At 63.0% G+C, this 17,980-nt stretch carries 16 protein-coding genes; 9 read left to right on the forward strand and 7 right to left on the reverse strand.

The window, feature by feature from the left end:
• Positions 1-20: 20 nt before the first annotated feature.
• On the forward strand, positions 21-386 hold the full coding sequence (locus tag C0V82_RS00900; RefSeq protein ID WP_102110720.1) for a DUF805 domain-containing protein: 366 nt from the start codon (positions 21-23) through the stop codon (positions 384-386).
• A 153-nt stretch (positions 387-539) separates the two neighbouring features.
• Here C0V82_RS00900 and C0V82_RS00905 read toward each other — a convergent pair whose 3' ends face one another.
• The 3 genes from C0V82_RS00905 to C0V82_RS00915 form a co-directional block, all read right to left on the reverse strand.
• Entirely contained in the window at positions 540-866 is a 327-nt protein-coding gene (locus C0V82_RS00905) for a type II toxin-antitoxin system PemK/MazF family toxin (RefSeq protein ID WP_102110721.1), read from the reverse strand.
• A complete protein-coding gene (locus tag C0V82_RS00910) occupies positions 863-1,075 on the reverse strand; it encodes an antitoxin MazE family protein (protein ID WP_102110722.1) in 213 nt (70 codons plus the stop codon). The genes C0V82_RS00905 and C0V82_RS00910 overlap by 4 nt, the downstream gene beginning before the upstream one ends.
• A 148-nt stretch (positions 1,076-1,223) precedes the next feature.
• Positions 1,224-2,069, reverse strand: a complete 846-nt coding sequence (locus tag C0V82_RS00915) for a glycosyltransferase family 25 protein (RefSeq protein WP_102110723.1) — start codon at positions 2,067-2,069, stop codon at positions 1,224-1,226.
• A gap of 332 nt (positions 2,070-2,401) precedes the next feature.
• Here C0V82_RS00915 and C0V82_RS00920 point away from each other — a divergent pair, with 332 nt between their 5' ends.
• Positions 2,402-5,683 (forward strand): sensor histidine kinase, encoded by a 3,282-nt coding sequence (locus C0V82_RS00920; protein WP_158659639.1) that lies wholly within the window; start codon positions 2,402-2,404, stop codon positions 5,681-5,683.
• Between the two features lie 106 nt (positions 5,684-5,789).
• Positions 5,790-7,094, forward strand: coding sequence for a proline--tRNA ligase (proS, locus tag C0V82_RS00925; RefSeq protein WP_102110725.1), 1,305 nt, complete (start codon positions 5,790-5,792; stop codon positions 7,092-7,094).
• An 82-nt stretch (positions 7,095-7,176) separates the two neighbouring features.
• Here the strand turns inward: proS and C0V82_RS00930 are convergent, their stop codons facing one another.
• Together C0V82_RS00930 and C0V82_RS00935 are read right to left on the reverse strand one after the other, a co-directional pair.
• Positions 7,177-7,788, reverse strand: coding sequence for a DNA-3-methyladenine glycosylase I (locus C0V82_RS00930; protein ID WP_102110726.1), 612 nt, complete (start codon positions 7,786-7,788; stop codon positions 7,177-7,179).
• 9 nt (positions 7,789-7,797) lie between these two features.
• A complete protein-coding gene (locus C0V82_RS00935) occupies positions 7,798-8,367 on the reverse strand; it encodes a TetR/AcrR family transcriptional regulator (RefSeq protein ID WP_102110727.1) in 570 nt (189 codons plus the stop codon).
• Positions 8,368-8,482: 115 nt separating this feature from the next.
• On the opposite strand from C0V82_RS00935, the gene C0V82_RS00940 reads away from it, so the two are divergent.
• The 5 genes from C0V82_RS00940 (at position 8,483) to C0V82_RS00960 (ending at position 13,269) form a co-directional block, all read left to right on the forward strand.
• Entirely contained in the window at positions 8,483-9,148 is a 666-nt protein-coding gene (locus C0V82_RS00940) for a phytanoyl-CoA dioxygenase family protein (protein WP_102113147.1), read from the forward strand.
• Between the two features lie 82 nt (positions 9,149-9,230).
• Positions 9,231-10,472: a lipoprotein-releasing ABC transporter permease subunit gene (locus C0V82_RS00945; protein WP_102110728.1), complete on the forward strand. Its 1,242-nt coding sequence runs from the start codon at positions 9,231-9,233 to the stop codon at positions 10,470-10,472.
• Complete coding sequence (locus C0V82_RS00950; RefSeq protein ID WP_245924117.1) at positions 10,465-11,712, forward strand: lipoprotein-releasing ABC transporter permease subunit; 1,248 nt, start codon at positions 10,465-10,467, stop codon at positions 11,710-11,712. The genes C0V82_RS00945 and C0V82_RS00950 overlap by 8 nt, the downstream gene beginning before the upstream one ends.
• A 3-nt stretch (positions 11,713-11,715) precedes the next feature.
• Entirely contained in the window at positions 11,716-12,396 is a 681-nt protein-coding gene (locus C0V82_RS00955) for an ABC transporter ATP-binding protein (RefSeq protein ID WP_102110729.1), read from the forward strand.
• 3 nt (positions 12,397-12,399) lie between these two features.
• On the forward strand, positions 12,400-13,269 hold the full coding sequence (locus tag C0V82_RS00960) for a DNA-3-methyladenine glycosylase family protein (protein WP_102110730.1): 870 nt from the start codon (positions 12,400-12,402) through the stop codon (positions 13,267-13,269).
• Positions 13,270-13,272: 3 nt separating this feature from the next.
• Here the strand turns inward: C0V82_RS00960 and C0V82_RS00965 are convergent, their stop codons facing one another.
• Entirely contained in the window at positions 13,273-16,551 is a 3,279-nt protein-coding gene (locus C0V82_RS00965) for a beta strand repeat-containing protein (RefSeq protein WP_102110731.1), read from the reverse strand.
• Positions 16,552-16,740: 189 nt separating this feature from the next.
• Here C0V82_RS00965 and C0V82_RS00970 point away from each other — a divergent pair, with 189 nt between their 5' ends.
• The gene (locus C0V82_RS00970) at positions 16,741-17,439 is read left to right on the forward strand and encodes an RT0821/Lpp0805 family surface protein (RefSeq protein ID WP_102110732.1); all 699 of its coding nucleotides are present in this window, start codon (positions 16,741-16,743) and stop codon (positions 17,437-17,439) included.
• Here C0V82_RS00970 and C0V82_RS00975 read toward each other — a convergent pair.
• Positions 17,436-17,882, reverse strand: a complete 447-nt coding sequence (locus C0V82_RS00975; protein ID WP_102110733.1) for a hypothetical protein — start codon at positions 17,880-17,882, stop codon at positions 17,436-17,438. The genes C0V82_RS00970 and C0V82_RS00975 overlap by 4 nt on opposite strands.
• Between the last annotated feature and the right edge of the window lie 98 nt (positions 17,883-17,980).

Raw genomic sequence — 17,980 nt, forward strand, 5'->3', positions numbered from 1 at the left:
AATTAACGCAGGAGGTGGCGATGGAATTTCAGGGATTTGATATTATTGGATTATTTTTGACGGTCGTTGCCTGTGTTCTTGGTGTTCTATTGGCGAAGAAAAATGGGAAAATAGGTAGAAAATCATACATCATCTTCACGGTTTTGACGGTATTTTTTTATGTGGTGGCTGTATATATTTCAGCCATGATAACAATGGGTTATAAGCCGGAATACATTCTTGTGACTTTGAGTGCTCTGATTTCTATGATTGTGGCGTATTTAACCGCTAGGCGTTGTTATGATGCTGGGGCTAATCCTTGGATAGGATTAGTTGTTGGTTTTCCTTTTGTCGGGATATTTCTTGTCATTTATCTAATGTTTGCGGCACCTAAAATGGGTAGGTAAAATTAGAACATTTCAGATTTAGGCTGATCAGGAATTCGTAGCGCGAGTTAGGCGAAGCCTTAATCCGCAGAAGCCGGCTCTGCCTGATGTTGTTCCGCGGATTATGCTTTGCTAATCCGCGCTACAATGAGGCACATCGGCGGTGTACCTCATTCACCCCAACCCCACCCAAAGCGCCAAAGCCTGATTGACCGCGACCATCTGGTCATCCGTTAACCGCCCGATCCGGTCGCCGATTTTTTCCCCCCGCACGGTCTGTGCCTTGTCCACCATGATCTGGCAGGGTAAGCGCAGACCGTTTTCCGCATCCGGTTCCACATCCAACCGGAACAGCGGCGCGCCGTCTCGCCGGTCGCTGGTGATGGGCAGGATGGTGATGCTGGGATGGTCGCTGAACAGGTCGGATTGGATGACCAGGGCAGGGCGGGGTTTGCCGTAATCGCCCTGAATAACGACGGTGACAATGTCACCGCGCCTCATTCCCACCCCTCATGATCGGCGACCCGTTCCAGCCACTCGCCCACGTCCTGTTCCTTCGGATCATCGCGCAGGGATAGGGACTGTCGGCGGCATTCCTCGGCAAAGCCAGGGCGGCGTGTGTCGGGCACCCAGATTTGGATAGGGCGAAGGCCAGCGGCGCGCAATTGCGCACGATGCTTCTGCACGCGTATGGCACCTGACGTCTTCATCGTCCTGCCTCCTGTGTTACATGTAACATGAGTGTTGTCGCAGGAAGGGTCAAGATCGGCATGGGCAGGCCTTCCAGCCTTTGCCCGTGATCCCGCACCTCAAGATCACCGATGTAGGGCTGGTGGCGGCGTGAGGGTGAGCGCCCCGTCAAGTGACGCCATGCTGAATGCTGAGCAGGCGGCTGAAGATGGACTGGAACTTCAAGACATCCGGTGTCACTTCACCGCGTGCGATGGCCCGCTTTTGAAGCTCCAACTCAGACTCCGTCCAGATCAGTCGCCGGAATTCATTCATCAGGCTGCATTCATAAACCCATGCATCGGTATGGTCGACGGTGGGGGAATCACTGTGGGCGCTAACAGTCACCGGAAATGGGAAAACGGCAAAGGCCTTGACCGCATTCGTCGTGATCATATGCCGGAGGATGACATCATAGGCGACGGATATTTCATCGGCATTGAATTGTCTGAATATGTTGACCAACGACGCCTTGTTGACAAGATAAGCACCAGCACCTGTCAGAGCAAAGTGGTCATGAAGCCAGTTCATATTTACAATTACTGAATTATTGTCATTCATTGCACAGTTTTGTCTCAAGGAAAAGAAATACGGCATGTCAATAGCGCGACCTATAATCAGGTCGAGAAAGATGATGTCCCAACTGTCGGGACTTAAGTGATTGACCGCAAGATTAATGACACTTTCGGCCTTGTTAGAAAACTTGGCGTCATCTTCGACGATCAGAAGGTGTGACTGCCAGCCATTGCTGATAGCATGCCACATACAACCGATATGGCTGAGCCAGTTGCCTTTGAGGTTGGCGGAGGCGGCACCAGGCATCTTCGCCACCTGGTCTGAAGTTGCTTGCACCGCGGGAAAACGGTGCATCCGCCAGGCGCTGGAGAAATTGGCGTCTCGGATATTCTGTTCCAGGCTTTCCCGCCGTTCGGTGGCACGGTCCAGATTAATGTACATCAGGTCAATTTCAGCCATAACCCGCGCCTTGATTGTTTCCGCCATACTGGTGGCGGGATGTAACGGCGTCAACGCGCATGGTCACGGATCGCTTGGGCTAGAGCCGCTCCTTCCGGTCCTTGTCAATGGAAGGTTGGCCGTCTGGCGCACAGCTACCGCAGCCCGTTAAGATTGCAGGATCATGGTCTTGCGCTGCTATGAGGATTCCCCTCGGTTCCTCGACTTGCTATGGTGGGGGTATTCGCCAGCGGGTTAATAGGCCGGTTACAGCAATGTCCTTTGATCGGTCGCACTCTGCGCAGTCGTGGAACAGGCATGCACGCTGCATCGCTGCCATTCTGATTGCCATTTTGACCGCGCCGGTTGCCCTGGCCGCCGACTGGTCCGCCTTTTCCGAGCCGCTTTTTGAGCGGCTGGGGCGTGACCAGGGGCTGCCCAACGATGTCGTGGGTGCCATTGCGCAGGATCGGGCGGGGTTTGTCTGGTTTGGCACCGGTGGTGGGCTGGCCCGGTTCGACGGCCACCGCTTCCGCCATTACACCAGCGATCCCGGCAATCCCGACAGCCTGCCCGACAGTTACGTCACGGCCCTGCATGTCGATCCCAAGGGCGTGCTGTGGGTTGGCACCAATGCCGGCGGGCTGGCCCGCCATGACGCTGCCGCCGACCGGTTCGTGCGGGCCAATGACGGGCTGCAAAACCTGTCGATCCTGTCCATCCTGACGGATGCGCAGGGACGGCTGTGGACGGGCACGGTGGGCGGGGTGCATGTCCGCGATCCGGCCACGGGGACGGGCCGTTTCTATACGCGGCGCGGGCCCGAACCGGACAGTCCGCCGCTGGATCAGATCCGTGACATGGTGGAATTGCCCGATGGCGGCCTGCTGCTGGCCAGCGGGCGCGGGCTGGTGCGGTTTGATCCGTCGGGCGATCTGGGCACGCCCGTCTCGCTGGGCGGGATCGTGCCCGCCGACGCGCCCATCCAGGGTCTGCTGCGGGATGGCAAGGGCCGGCTGTGGGTGACGGGGGAGTTTCCCGGTGTCGCGATGTGGGACCCCGCCACGGGGGAACAGAAATTGTTCCCCCTGCTGGGTGATGGCGACCCGGCCTCTGCCCCCGTGGCCAAACACGCCCTGGCCGAATTGTCGCCCGACCGGATCGTCATCGGCACGCAAGGTGCCGGTTTGGTGGAACTGGATGTGGCAACGGGCAAGGTTGTGGTCCGCCGCAATGACCCGACCCTGTCCAGTTCCCTGGTGGCCAGCGATGTGCGCGCCCTTCTGGTCGACCGGTCCGGTATCCTGTGGGTCGGCACCTGGGGCGGTGGGGTCTGCCGCCGCAATCCGCAGACGCAGGCCGTGTTGTCTGTCCCCGCCTCCCATATCCGCGCCGACCGTCTGTCCGACCCGCAGGTCCGTAGCCTGATGCTGGCCTCCGATGGGCGTCTATGGGCGGGGTTGCAGGCCAATGGCATCGACATTCTGGATCCCGGCACCGGGGCGCGCGACGGCATCCGTCCCGGCAGCGGCGGTCTGCCCGACGGTGCCGTACTGGCGCTGGAAATGGCGTCCGACGGCACCACCTTCATCGGAACGCAGCGGGGCCTGTTCCGCCGCCGCCCCGGTCAGACGCGGGTGGAGCCGGTGGCCCTGCCGCCGCCCGCGCCCAATGCCGCGGTCTGGTTCCTGATGCGCCAGGGCGATACGTTGTGGATGGCGGCGGACGGTCTCGTCTCGCTCGACCTTGCCACCGGCACCATGAAGGCGGACCGCACCAGGCTGGGTGACGCGCGATCCCTGATCGATAACCGCCTGCGGGTGCTGGCGCCGGGTCCCGATGGCGGGTTGTGGGTGGGGGGCAATGCCGGCCTGCATTACCGCGATCCTGCGGGCGGGTTTCAGCGTATCCGCAATGATCCCACTGATCCTGCCTCCCTCTCCCATAATTTCATTACGGCGATCCTGACCGATGCCAGGGGCCGCGTCTGGGTCGGCACGCTGGGCGGAGGTTTGAACATCCTGGAGGCAGGGTGGAAGCCGGGGCAGCCCGCGAGGTTTCGTCGCCTGGGGCTTTCCGATGGCCTGCCCACCCTGCTGATCAACGCCTTGCGGCAGGATGCGGCGGGGCGCATCTGGGCCTCCACCGATGCCGGTCTGGCCGTGATCAAAGGTGATGACCTGTCGGTGCAGGTGCTGGGCCGGCCCGACGGCGTTGGGGTGGGCAGTTTCTGGGCCAATTCCGCCACCATGGACGCTGATGGGCAGATGATGTTTGGCGGCCGTGATGGTCTGGTCGTGGTCCGCCCTGACCGGCTGGATGCTTGGCGGACTTTGGCGCCTACTGTGGTGACGGAGTTGCGGGTGGATGGCAAAGCTGTGCCGTCCGATCCCTTCAACCTGCCGGCGCCCCCGACCCTTAACCTGCTGCCCGATCAGCGGTCATTGTCGGTGGAATTCGCTTCCCTGGATTACACGGCCCCTGACCGCACCCGGTTTCTCTATCGCCTGGAAGGGTTTGAGGAACAATGGATTGCGGGTGACGGCAATCACCGCCATGTCGCCTACGCCAACCTGTCGCCCGGTTCCTACCGTTTGCAGGTGCGGGGCAGCAACCGGGCCGGCCTGTTTGCCGAACAGGCGCTGGTGGTGCCGGTGACGGTGCTACCGGCCTGGTACCAGACCTGGTGGTTCCGGGCTTTGGCCCTGCTGTCGCTGCTGGCCCTGGCTTGGGGTGCCGTGCAACTTCGCACGCTGTCGCTGCGCCGCCGCCAGCGGGAGTTGGAGCGCGAGGTCGCGGAACGCACTGAGGTTATCGCCCGGCAAAAGGATGAGCTGGCCGGCGCCCTGGAGGATCTGCGCGCCACCCAGGACCGGCTGGTGCAGGAGGAAAAGCTGGCCAGCCTTGGCCGCCTTGTCTCCGGCGTGGCGCATGAGCTGAACACCCCGCTGGGCGTGGCCATCACCACCTCCACCTTCCTGACGGAGGAGATGGGGGGCGTATCCACCCAGGTGGAGGCCAAGGCCCTCACGCGCGGCGCGCTTGCCGATTTCCTGGCTACGGGGCGGGAAGCGATGGGTGTGCTGCAGGCCAATCTGCAGCGCGCGGCCCGTCTGGTACAGAGTTTCAAGCAGGTCTCGGCGGAGGAATATGCCGGGCCGAAGCAGCGTCAGCGCCTGTCCACCCTTGTGGCCGAAGCCGCCGCCCCCCTGCAGCCCCGGTTACGCGATGCCGGCATTGCCTTTCATATCGACGGTGTGAAGGACCTGACCGCCCTGGTACAGCCGGGTGCAATGGTCAATGTCCTGACTAATCTGATGCTGAACGCGATCCAGCACGCCTGGCAGCCGGGGCAGGGTGGTACCCTGACCGTCACCCTGTCAGCCATTGCCGACACGGCCATCATCACCGTCGCCGATAATGGCCGGGGCATGGAAGATGCGGTCCGCGCCAAGGCCTTTGATCCGTTCTTCACCACCAGCCGCGACCATGGTGGCACCGGCCTGGGCCTGCATATCGTGCATAATCTGGTGGCGGGTCCGCTGTCCGGCTCCATCGTGCTGGAAACGGCACCGGGCCTGGGCAGCCGGTTTGTCATCACCTTGCCCGGCGCCGTGACCGACGCTGCCGCCTGATCCAGGGGCGGGGCTGGGGTGCGGGGTCGGTTGCCCGCTTGCCCCCGACGCCGTCAGCCCATAAAGTCCGCCCCATCGTCACTCCTATTCCGTGAGTTCCGCTCCCATGCGTATGTCCAGCTACTTCCTGCCCACGCTGAAGGAAACGCCGTCGGAGGCGCAGATCGTCAGCCATCGCCTGATGCTGCGGGCCGGCATGATCCGCCAGACCTCAGCCGGCATCTATGCTTGGCTGCCGCTGGGCTGGAAGGTGTTGCAGAAGGTCAGCCAGATTGTGCGCGAAGAGCAGGACCGCGCCGGGGCGCAGGAACTGCTGATGCCCACCATTCAGTCGGCGGACCTGTGGAAACAGTCGGGCCGGTATGAGGCCTATGGCAAGGAGATGCTGCGCATCACCGACCGCCATGACCGCGAGATGCTGTTCGGCCCCACGAATGAGGAGATGATTACCGACATCTTCAAGACCTTCGTGAAGTCCTACAAGGACCTGCCACGCAACCTGTACCATATCCAGTGGAAGTTCCGGGACGAGGTGCGGCCCCGGTTCGGCGTGATGCGCGGGCGTGAATTCCTGATGAAGGACAATTACTCCTTCGATCTGGATGCCGAGGGCGCGCGCCTGTCCTACCGCAAGATGTTCCTGGCCTATCTGCGCACCTTTGCCCGCATGGGCATCAAGGCAATCCCGATGCGCGCCGATACCGGCCCCATCGGCGGCGACCTGTCCCATGAATTCATCATCCTGGCCGACACGGGCGAAAGCCAGGTGTTCTGCGACAAGCAGTGGCTGGACATGGATGTCCTTGCCGACAATCCCGACGCCAATGGCGACCTGAAGGACTTCTTCACCAAATACACCTCCATCTACGCCGCGACCGAGGAGATGCACGACGCCGCCAAGGCGCCCGCCGATCTGGTCACCGCGCGCGGGATCGAGGTGGGGCACATCTTCTATTTCGGCACTAAATACTCCGCCCCCATGGGTGCCGTCGTGACCGGCCCCGACGGGCAGCCGGTGACGGTGGAGATGGGGTCCTACGGCATCGGCGTGTCCCGCGTGGTCGCCGCCCTGATCGAGGCCAGCCACGACGATGCCGGCATCATCTGGCCGGATCAGGTCGCCCCCTACAAGGTGGCCCTGATCAACCTGAAGGCCGATGACGAGGCTTGCCGCACCACTTGCGACGGTCTCTATGCCCGCCTGCAGGATGCCGGCGTGGACGTCATCTATGATGACCGCAACGAGCGTCCGGGTGCCAAGTTCGCCGACATGGACCTGATCGGCATCCCCTGGCAGCTCACCATTGGCCCCCGCGGCCTGAAGGCCGGCACGGCGGAGCTGAAGCGCCGCGCGACGGGCGAGAAGCTGGAGCTGCCGTTGGAAGAAGCGCTGGCTAAGGTGATGGCGTAAGCCATCAGGCTCAGTTGTAGGAGAAGGGGCGGCCAACGTGCCGCCCCTTTTTCATTTCAGGGGCGACAGCAAGGTGGCGGCTCTACAGCCCTGGCACCTGAAATGCCGCCCTGGCCTTCGTCGCTTCCTCCCTGATTACGCAGCCTTCTGCATGGTCGTTGATCAGGCCCATGGCCTGCATGAAGGCGAAGATTGTCGTGGGGCCGACGAATTTCCAACCCTTCTTCAGCAGGTCCTTGGACAGCCTCACCGAGGTAGGGGAGGTCGAGGCCGATTGTGGGACGCCATGTTCGCCCGTCGGCGGTTCATGCCGCCAGAAATACGCGGCCAGCGATCCCTCGGCCTTGATCAGTTCCTTGGCGCGGCCGGCATTGTTGATCGCCGCTTCGATCTTGCCGCGATGGCGCACGATGCCGGCATCGGCCAGCAGCCGGTCGACATCCGCCGGCCCGAAATCGGCCACGGCATTAATCTCGAACCCCTGGAAAGCCGCCCGGAAATTCTCCCGCTTGGCCAGGATGGTGCGCCAGGACAGGCCCGACTGGAACCCCTCCAGGCACAGTTTCTCAAACAGCCGCCGGTCATCGGCGACGGGAAAGCCCCATTCCGTATCATGGTAATGCGGAAATTCCGGGGCCGAGGCACACCAGCGGCAACGGGGTCGGCCATCGGGGCCGGGCAAGGTCTTGTCCATGTCGTAGCCTCAGGGTTGGTCAGCCAGGGTGGAAAGCCAGTCCCGCATCGCCGCCACTTCCCGCCGGATGAAATCCTCATCCTTGAAGGCGGTGGCCAGCGTCGCTACCCCCTGGCTGCGGCCAAGCAGGTGCAAGGCCAGTTCATCGGCGCGGGCGTCATTATGGCCCAGCAGCGTGAACTGCCGCGCCAGCCAGGAGCGGAACAGGGTGAAGATACGCGCCGCATCGGGCAGGGCGGCATGGTCCAGCTTTGCCAACTCGTTCGATAGGGTGCCGACGGGGCAGCCATGGGCCATGATCTTCGCTTGGTTGATGATCAGGATATGGATGAAGCTGGTGATGCGCGCCGCCGGCCCGTCTGCCGCCTCTTCCCACGCGTCCAGCATGGCCTGGGTATTGGCCAATCGCCGGTCGATGACGGCAGCCAGTATCTGGTCCTTGGCCTTGAAATGATAGGTGAGGTTGCCCCGCGCGATCCCCACCGCCGCTGCGATATCCGCCAGCGACGTATGGTCGAACCCGCGCTGATAAAACAGCGTGTCGGCGGCTTCCACGATTTGGGTGCGGGTGTCGGGCATTGATGTCTAGGGTGATTGACCTAAATTCAAGATAGGTCAACTGACCTATATCCGTCAAGCTGTGAGATCGGGTTTGGTCTTTTCCGCCCTATCGCGCTGGGATATTCAGGTCTTCATGACCGATTTGCATCCTCACGGTGCCATCCATCTGCCCCGGCTTGTGGCTACCACGCTGGTAGAACAACTGCGGGCCGACCTTGCGCCATTCCCGCTGGATCGACCGGGCCTGCGCCTGCGTGGGGTCACTGCGGTGGCGGCCCTTTTGGCACCGGATGGAGCCATGGGGCAGGCCGCAGCAGCCTTGATCGGTCCCCGCGCCATGCCCGTTCGTGCCCTGCTGTTCGATAAATCGTCCGCCCGGAACTGGGCTGTCGGCTGGCATCAGGACCGCGTCATTGCCGTGAAGCAAAGGCTGGAGGTGTCGGGCTTCGGCCCCTGGTCCGTAAAAGAGGGTGTTATCCATGTCGCCCCGCCGGTGGAGATATTGCGGGGCATGGTCACCCTTCGCCTGCATCTTGATCCGGTAGGGACAGAAAACGCCCCACTGCTTTACGCCCCCGGCAGCCATCGCCTTGGCATCGTCCCGGTCGGACAGGTGCCGGAATTCGTGGAACGCTGCGGTGTCGAAACCTCCCTGGCACAGGCCGGCGATGCCTGGGCCTATTCCACCTTGATCCTGCACGCATCTGAGCCGGCTCTGTCACCGGATCGGCGGCGGGTGCTGCACGTGGATTATGCTGCTTGCTCCTTACCCGGCGGGCTGGAATGGCTGGGTATCTGACCACCCTTCCGCCCCCGCCCCATTTCCGCCTATAAGCAAGGCTACATCGCCGCATCCCCATCACCCCGCATCCAGGGCCCCGATGATCTTCACCCCCTTTGAGCGTATGGTCGCGTGGCGTTACCTGCGGGCGCGGCGGCAGGAGGGGACGGTGTCGGTCATCGCCGGCTTTTCCTTCATCGGGGTGGCGCTGGGTGTGGCGACCCTGATCATCGTTATGTCAGTGATGAACGGGTTCCGGGCTGAGCTGGTCAGCCGTATCCAGGGTGTCTCGGCCCATGCCGCTGTCAGCGTGGCGGGCGGCGGGCCGCTCACCGACTATGCCGCCCTGCTGGATCGGCTGCGCGCCGCCCCCGGTGTGACGCAGGTGATGCCGGTGGTGGAGGGGCAGGCGCTGGCCACCGTCAATGGCCGGGCCGTGGGGGTAAAGGTGCGCGGGCTGGAGGTTGCGGATTTTCAGACGCGGCCCATTGTGGGGCGCAGCGTGATCCGCGGCCTGTCTGACCTGGGGGAGGATGGGGTGGCGCTGGGCTTTAACCTGTCCCGCTCGCTGGGCATTTCGGCGGGTGGCAATGTCACCCTGATCAGCCCGAAGGGCACGGTCACGGCCTTTGGCACCATGCTGCGGCGAAAGGAATTTCCCGTCTATGCCGTGGTTGATCTGCGCATGCCCGAACAGGATGCCAACCTGATCTATATGCCGCTGCCGGCCTCCCAGGCATTTTTCCGCATGGGCCAGGGGGTCAGCGCCATTGACGTGTTCGTCAGCGACCCGCGCGATGTGGACGCGATGCGCGCCAGCCTGGAAGCGGCGGCAGGCCCCGGTTTCACCGTCACCGACTGGCGACAGGCCAACAAAGGGCTGGTGACGGCGCTGGGGGTGGAGCGGGTGGCGATGTTCGTGGTGCTGACCCTGATTATCCTGGTCGCCAGTTTCAATATCGTCTCCTCCATGGTCATGCTGGTGCGCGGCAAGGCGGCCAGCATCGCCATCCTGCGCACCATGGGGGCGCAGCGCGCGTCCGTGTCGCGCATCTTCCTACTGGCCGGTGCCTCAATTGGGGCTGTCGGCACGCTGGTCGGGTTCGCTCTGGGTATCCTGCTGACCGTGAATGTGCAGGCCATCGGTTATGCCCTGGGTCAGGTGCCGGGCATCGCGGGGTCACAGATGCTGCTGTTCCTGACCACCCTGCCGGCCATCATCGATTGGTCGGAAGTCACCCTGGTGGTGGCGCTGGGCCTGTTCCTGTCGGTGGGGGCCACGCTGTATCCCGCCCGCCGGGCGGCCTCGATGGACCCGGTGGAGGCGCTGCGCCATGGCTGACCGTTCCCGCATGTTCGGCATTCTGGAGCGCTGGATCGCCTTTCGCTATCTGGGGGCGCGCCGGCAGGAGGGATTCATCTCCGTCATTGCCGGCTTCTCCTTCCTCGGCATCGCCCTGGGCGTGGCGACGCTGATCATCTCCCTGTCGGTGTTCAACGGGTTTCAGCGCGACTTGTTGTCCCGCGTCCTGGGTTTCCAGGGGCATGTCGTGGCCATGGGCCAGTATGGCCCGTTCCAGGCGTCCGACGCGTTGGTGGAGGGGGTGCGCGGCGTGCCGGGTGTGGTGTCGGTGATGCCCAGCCTGGATGCGCAGGGCCTGCTTTCCTATCGCGATTTTGCCGGCGGCGTGCTGGTCAAGGCGCTGCGCCCCGCCGACATGGCCGCCCGGCCCGCCTTTGCCGATGCCCTGGTGGAAGGAACACTGGCGGAAGGCGACGGCATCGCCATCGGCAAGCGCATGGCCGACAATGGCCGTATCAAGATCGGCGATCGGGTCACCATCCTGTCACCGCAGGTGGATGCGGGCGGTGGCCCGCCCCGGTCGCGTGCCTTCACCGTGACCGGCATCGTGGCGCTGGGCGTGTCGGAGTTTGACAACACGCTGGTCCTGATGGACCTGGAGACAGCGCAGGAATTCTTTCAGTTGGACGGCAATGTGACGGCGGTGGAGGTAACCTTCACCGATCCCGCCCTGGGCCCGGCCCGCATGGCCGATGTCGCGGCGCGTCTGCCCGCTGGCCTGCACGTCCAGAACTGGCAGCAGGTGAACGGCGCCTTTTTCAGCTTCATTGAGACGCAGCGCAATGTCGTCTCCCTGATCCTGGGCATGATCGTCGTGGTGGCGGCCTTCAACATCATTTCCGGCATGATCATGATGGTTCAGGACAAGGGGCGAGAGATCGCCATCCTGCGCACCATGGGGGCCGGTCGCGGCACCATCCTGCGCATCTTCCTGATGTCCGGCGCTTCGATTGGTGTTGCGGGCACCACTGCGGGCCTGATCCTGGGGGTGACCTTGTCGGGCCATATGGAACAGTTGCGCCAACTGGTGAAGGCGGCCACCGGCGTCGATCCGTTCAATTCGGACATCTATTTTTTGTCCTCCTTGCCCTCCTTCACCGATCCGTGGCAGGTGGCGCAGGTGGCGGTTGCATCCGTGGCCCTGTCGCTGCTGGCCACGCTGTATCCATCCTGGCGGGCGGCGAAGCTGGACCCCGTCGAAGCCCTTCGATACGAGTGAAAAATGGCCGAGATCGTCCTGCGCCTGACCGGCATCCACCGCTCCTTTACGCAGGTAGAAACGCCGCTGCATGTGCTGCGCGGTGTCGATGCCGCCATCCAGGCGGGGGAGATGGTGGCCCTGGTGGGGCCCAGCGGGGCTGGCAAATCAACCCTGCTGCATATCGCGGGCCTGCTGGAAGCTGCCGACAAGGGCGGGATTGAGATTGCGGGGCAGAAGGCCGACGGTTTGAACGATGCCGAACGCACCGCCATCCGCCGCGATAAGATCGGCTTCGTCTATCAGTTCCATCACCTGCTGCCGGAATTCACGGCAGAGGAAAACATCACCATCCCGCAGATGCTGGCCGGTGTGTCGCGTTCGGTGGCAAAGGACCGGGCGCGCGAATTGCTGGGCCTGGTCGGCCTGTCCGCCCGCGCCGGTCATCGCCCGGCCAAACTGTCTGGTGGGGAGCAGCAGCGCGTGGCCATCGCCCGCGCGCTGGCCAACCGTCCGCGCCTGCTGATCGCTGATGAGCCGACGGGCAATCTGGACATGCACACGTCCGAAAAGGTGTTCGCCCTGTTCGCCGATCTGGTGCGCGGGCAGGGGCTTGGCGCCCTGGTCGCCACCCATAACCTGGATCTGGCGCGGCGCATGGACCGGGTGGTGGAGATGCGCGACGGTTTGCTGGTGGCGGGCTGATCCATGGCCACGCTGTCCGATATCCCCCTGCCCAGCGGTTACCGTGCCGATTGGGTCCTGTCCTACCATGGCCGTGACCCGGACGGGCTGTCGGAACGGGTGGTGGACAATGTAATCACCAAGGTCCTGGCCCCGGCGGGCCGGGCCATCCGGGTCGATATCACGATCCACCCCACCCACGCCGCCCTGACCGCTGATCCCGCCGCCCTGACCGATGCGGAGATGAACAGCCTGTCGGCATCCGTGGCCCGCATGCTGGGCGTGTCGGGCGATGTATCGGGGCTGGAGGCGCTTGCGGCACAGGATGCACAGGTGGCGCGCCTGCTGTCGCGCTGTGGCCCCGGCCTGCGTCTGCCCCAGACAGCAGGTGTGTTTGAGGCCATGTGCTGGGCCGTGGTAGGCCAACAGGTCAATCTCCGTTTCGCGGGGCAGTTGCGCCGCACCCTTATTGAACTGGCCGGCATCCCTCACGCGTCGGGCATGAAGGCACACCCCACGCCGGCCGGCATCGCGGCCCTGGACCCCGAGCATCTGGGCACCCTTAAATTCTCGCGCTCAAAGGCTGCCTACCTGATCAATGCCGCACGTAGCGGGATTGATTTCGAAGGGCTGCCCCATGGCGATGCCGCAACCGCAGAGGCGGCAATGACAGGGGTAAAGGGCATCGGACCCTGGACGCGGGCCTATGTCCTGCTGCGCGCCTGCGCCTTTCCCGATGTCGCCCCCATCGGAGATGCGGGCTTGTCGGCGGCACTCCAGAATTTCCATGGGCTGGACCACAGGCCGGGTCCCGCGGAGCAGGAGGCCCTGATGCGCCCCTTCGCGCCGTGGCGCAGTCTGGCCACGGCGCATCTGTGGGCGGGCTGGGCTTAACCTCTAGCCCAGTTCGGTAATGGTCACCGCCCGGCCCTGGACATAGCCGTACAGGAGATAATGGGTCAGCGGGTTCATGTTCATGGCCACAACGTTGGGATTGTCATCCAGATAGGTGCTGGTATCGAACCAGCGTGACGGGTCGCGCCCTTCCTTCCAGCCATAGGTGTTATAGTGGGTCAGGGCATCCATGCCTGCAGCGGCCACATCCTTATTGGTGGCAAGGTACCAATCTGTATCGAAGAAGATGTTGGGATCGCGCCCTTCCTTGGCGCCATATTGCACATAATGCTCCCAAGAACTGCGGAAGGCCCGCCCGACGCCGCTGACCTCTGCCACGTCGGGGTTCTGGGCCAGGTAGAAGGACTCATCGAACAGCACCAGTGTGCCATCCAGACGCGCTGGTGACGCCCGGAATTCCGACCGGCCAACGGCCAGATAATGGGCTTCCCCGCTGGCATACTGGCCCGCCTTGACCATGGCCGCCACATCGGGATACAGCGCCAGATAGGCTGCTTCATCAAACTGAGTTGTGTCATAGGGGCGATAGGGCGTGTTCGGCTGCGGTGCGCGCAGCGGGATGGCGTTATTGCCCAGGATGGCGATTTCCACCCCGAACATATCGTCGATACCGTTGCCGTTACCCCTTGTATCGGTGACGCGGTAGTGGAACTGCCCCTCCGACTGCCAGATGCTATCGATGAAAATCTGGCGCCCGACAAGGTCGGCGCTGCCGGTATAACGGACAGCGTCGATGCCACCACCACCTACAAACCGGTCATTGCTGAGGCTGCCAATCAGCAGGTCGGACCCGGCACCGCCCATGACCGTGACGGGCTGGAAATCCTTCGACGTGGGGTCGAAATCCTGGACGAAGTTCCTGGCGGTCAGGGCTGTTGGGTCGATGTTCGAGAACCGGATCAAAGCCCCTGGCGGGGTTTTGATATAGGGACTCTGGGCCAGTGGATCAGCGTTGACCATCAGCAGCGTATCGCTGCCATCCTTGACCAGATAGAAATATCGGCCAAGCGGTGTCCCGGCCTCGATATTCCACAGGTTCGGCATGACCTTCGACAGGTCGATCACATCGGCAGCCTTGTCGAAATCGGTAATCGTCACTGTGTTGATTGGCAGGCCACCGAACAACGATGGCAAACCGTTGGGGGTGAAACGGTCAGCGCCGGCACCGCCGGTCAGGCTGCCCTCGCTGGCCTGGATCACATCATCGCCGGCCCCGCCATCGAGGCTTGATGCGCCATAGGTTGAAATAAGCGTATCGTTACCATCGTCACCAAACACGAGGTCACCGCTGCCGGCATTGGTGATGATATCGTTGCCGGCACCGCCGCGCATCGTGTCGGGAAAGGAATCTCCGGAACCCAGGGCATAGATCGGGTCGGAATACCATTGCAGGACATCGCTGCCGTCACCGCCTTCCAGCAGTTCCGACCCGATCGATCCCATCAACGTATCGCTGCCAGCCCCGCCGAACATCTCACTGTTCATGGCGCCGCTGATCCGGTCGGCGCCGTCGCCACCATGGATGGTGGCGCCCACACCGCCGGTCAGCGTGTCATTGCCGTCATCGCCGTTGATGACATCCGTGATACCGCCGCCACGGATCGTGTCATTGCCGCTGCCGCCCGACAGCTTGTTGGTACCCGTGGCATCAGAAATGAAATCATTGCCGCCATTGCCCTGGATCGTGTCGTTGCCGAAGCCGCCGACCAGCGTCTCCCCGGCATCGGTACCCGTCTGGGTCAGGTTGGATTGGTCGAAACGGGTGGTGGCGACAATGCCGCCCGCGAAGTTCCCGGCCACAAGGCTGCTGGCCTGGACATTGGCCAGGACGGCCAGGGTCCGCCCGGCCTGCCCACCGCCCGAATCCTCGTCAATAAGGATATGGGTATTGGCACCAATCTGGCCCAGCCAGATATAGCGCGCGAGATCGGCACCGGGCTTATAGCCCAGAAGCGTGTCAAGGATGGCCGTCAGGTCCAGCGTATCGCCACCTGCCCCTGGCGTGAAATCGGTGATGAACAGCTCCGACACAGAACCGGTCGATTGGCGATAATCGGTGATGACAAACCGGTCGCGGCCACCACCACCCGTTGCTCGACCGCCGGCCAGAGTCAGGACATCATCGCCCAGGCCCCCCTGGAAGGTCGCGTTCAAGGCGGTCAGAACGTCATTTCCGTCGCCGCCCACCAGCAGGTCAAACCCCGACCCACTGATGATCGTATCATTGCCGGCCCCGCCATCATAAACGCTGCTGTTGAAGTCAGGGGATGATGAACTGTCGATCAGGTCGTTGCCGTTGCCCGCGCTGACATTGTCATTGCCGCCGCCAGGCATGATCACATCGTTGCCGTCCCCACCACTGATCGTGTCGCTGCCGCGACCGCTGGTGATCGTGTCGTTGCCGTCATCTCCCGACAGGCTGTTGCCCAGGCCGCTGACATCAGAAATGACATCATTTCCAGCCCCGCCCGTGATGGTATCGTACCCCCAGCCGCCTGCCAGGGTGTCGTCACCGTCGGAGCCCTGAACCGTCGAACTATCGGTCACAATCAGGGTGCTGGGCTTGAAACCACCCGTGAAATGCCCGCTATTCAGCGCCGACAAAGTCACGTTGCGGAAGGTGACGAGTGTCTGTGTGGCATAGGTTGCACCCGCGCCGTCACGGTCCAGGCGTAGCAGCGTGTCGTTGCCGCTCAGCTCCAACCACAGGAAACGTCCGAACGGGTTCCCACCTGTATAACCCTGAAGGCTGGGCAGGATGCTGGTCAGATCCAGACTGTCCCCCAAGGCGCCCACCGCAAAATCGGTGAGGGTGACAGACCATTCCTGCCCCTGATCAGGGTTGCCAAGCGCGCCGATCACAAACCGGTCGCGTCCGCTGCCGCCGCTGGCGATGCCGTCGGACAGGGTGATGGTGTCGGCACCGGTGCCGCCAACGATGGTGCCGCGCTGGGCGGTCAGAACGTCATCGCCGGCCCCGCCATCGATTTGTTCTTCACCCAGGCTGCTGGTGATCGTGTCATTACCCGCCCCGCCATAGGCAAGGTCGATATCGCCAAAGGCGGCGGATGTCAGGTCGATGCGGTCATCCCCCGCACCACCATCCAGCGTGTCATAGCCAGCACCGCCGGTCAGGCTGTCATTGCCATCGCCCCCCGACAGGCTGTCATTGCCGGAAACACCTGTGATCGTGTCATCCAGGTTCCCGCCCATGATTGTATCGTCCTGGATGGTACCCGTCTTGATCTCGCCTGCGGCCATTTCCACGCGTTCCCTTAGATCATCGCCTATTGGAAACAACATGAAATACCCGGAATCTGTCAATGGACCCTGCGATGCTCCCACCCGAAAGAGGCATGTGGGGTTGCCATAAATTCGCCCAGAGCCGGGTGCATCTTATCACCATGAACGACGTTCGTTACGGACGTCCCGATTGCTGGTGAGGCTATCATGCGGTTGCGCGATTTCGGAAAACTGACGCTGACGGCAGTTCTGGCCCTGTCGCTGGGCACGCCCCCGGCCATGGCCGGTGACTGGGACCGGGACGGGCGCGGGCACCGCGATGACCGTCATGATCGGCGCGATGATCGCCGGGACGATCGCTATGACCGTCGCGATGACCGCCGGGACGACCGTTATGATCGCCGTGACGACCGGCGTGATCATCACTGGGGTGATCGCGGCTATGTCTACCGCGCCCCGCCGCCGGGCTGGTACGCCCATGGCGGCTATCCGGTCCGGCACTGGGACGTGCCGCCGGCCCGTCGCCGCGTCTATCGCGATGTGGTTGTCGTGCGACCCTATGGCCATTGGTATTCCGGCTATGGCCGCTACCGCAGTGATGACGACGCCCTGTTCTTCCTGGGCCTGACAGCCATCAGTCTGGTGGCGCTCAGTTCCCTGTCAGAGGCGCAGCAGCGTGCGCATGAGGATGCGCAGGTCCGTGCCACCTCCGCCCCCATCGGTCAGCCCATTGTCTGGTCCGATGGCCGGGCGACAGGTTCCGTCACCTCCCTGCGCGAAGGCCGCGCTGCCGACGGCGCCTATTGCCGCGAATTCCAGCAGCAGGTGACGATCGGTGGCCGCACTGAGGATGCCTATGGCACCGCCTGTCAGCAGCCGGACGGGTCCTGGCAGGTAGTGAACTAATACCCGTCCACTGCCGTCACACGGGCCTGGATTTCTGCCACCTGCAAGGGACCCCGGCCCGGCGGCACCGCCTCACCGGGCTTGCACCCCTCATCCAGCAGGAAGCGCAGCTTCAGGTCAGGGTGGGTGCTGTTGAAGGCATAGGCGGGCACGATCCCGTCGAACCACAGCATCCCGTCTTCGGTTGGCGGCGCCTTGGGATCGCGCATAATCTGCGTGACGAAAGCGGGTCCGGTCGGCACATCCACCACGATGTGCCTTCCCTGATGGAAGCTGGCTTCCTTGATGCCGATGCGCAGAACCACCAGTTCGCTGGCCTTAGGCGTGCGCTGCAAAGCGACCTTGCGCCAGGCCGGCTTGTCCGCCGTCACTTCCGTCACCTCGCCCGCGAAGACGGACGGTGTCAGCAGCAATCCGGTCAGCAGCAGGGCGAAAGCGCGCATCGGGTCCCCTCCCTCGACGATCAGGGTCCCATGATGCGCGGGCAAAAACACGCATGCAATGTAAAAGTGCAGTGACTATAACGCTCTTTGGTAGAAAT

The sequence above is a fragment of the Niveispirillum cyanobacteriorum genome, from assembly GCF_002868735.1.
In the GTDB taxonomy this organism is placed as follows: domain Bacteria; phylum Pseudomonadota; class Alphaproteobacteria; order Azospirillales; family Azospirillaceae; genus Niveispirillum; species Niveispirillum cyanobacteriorum.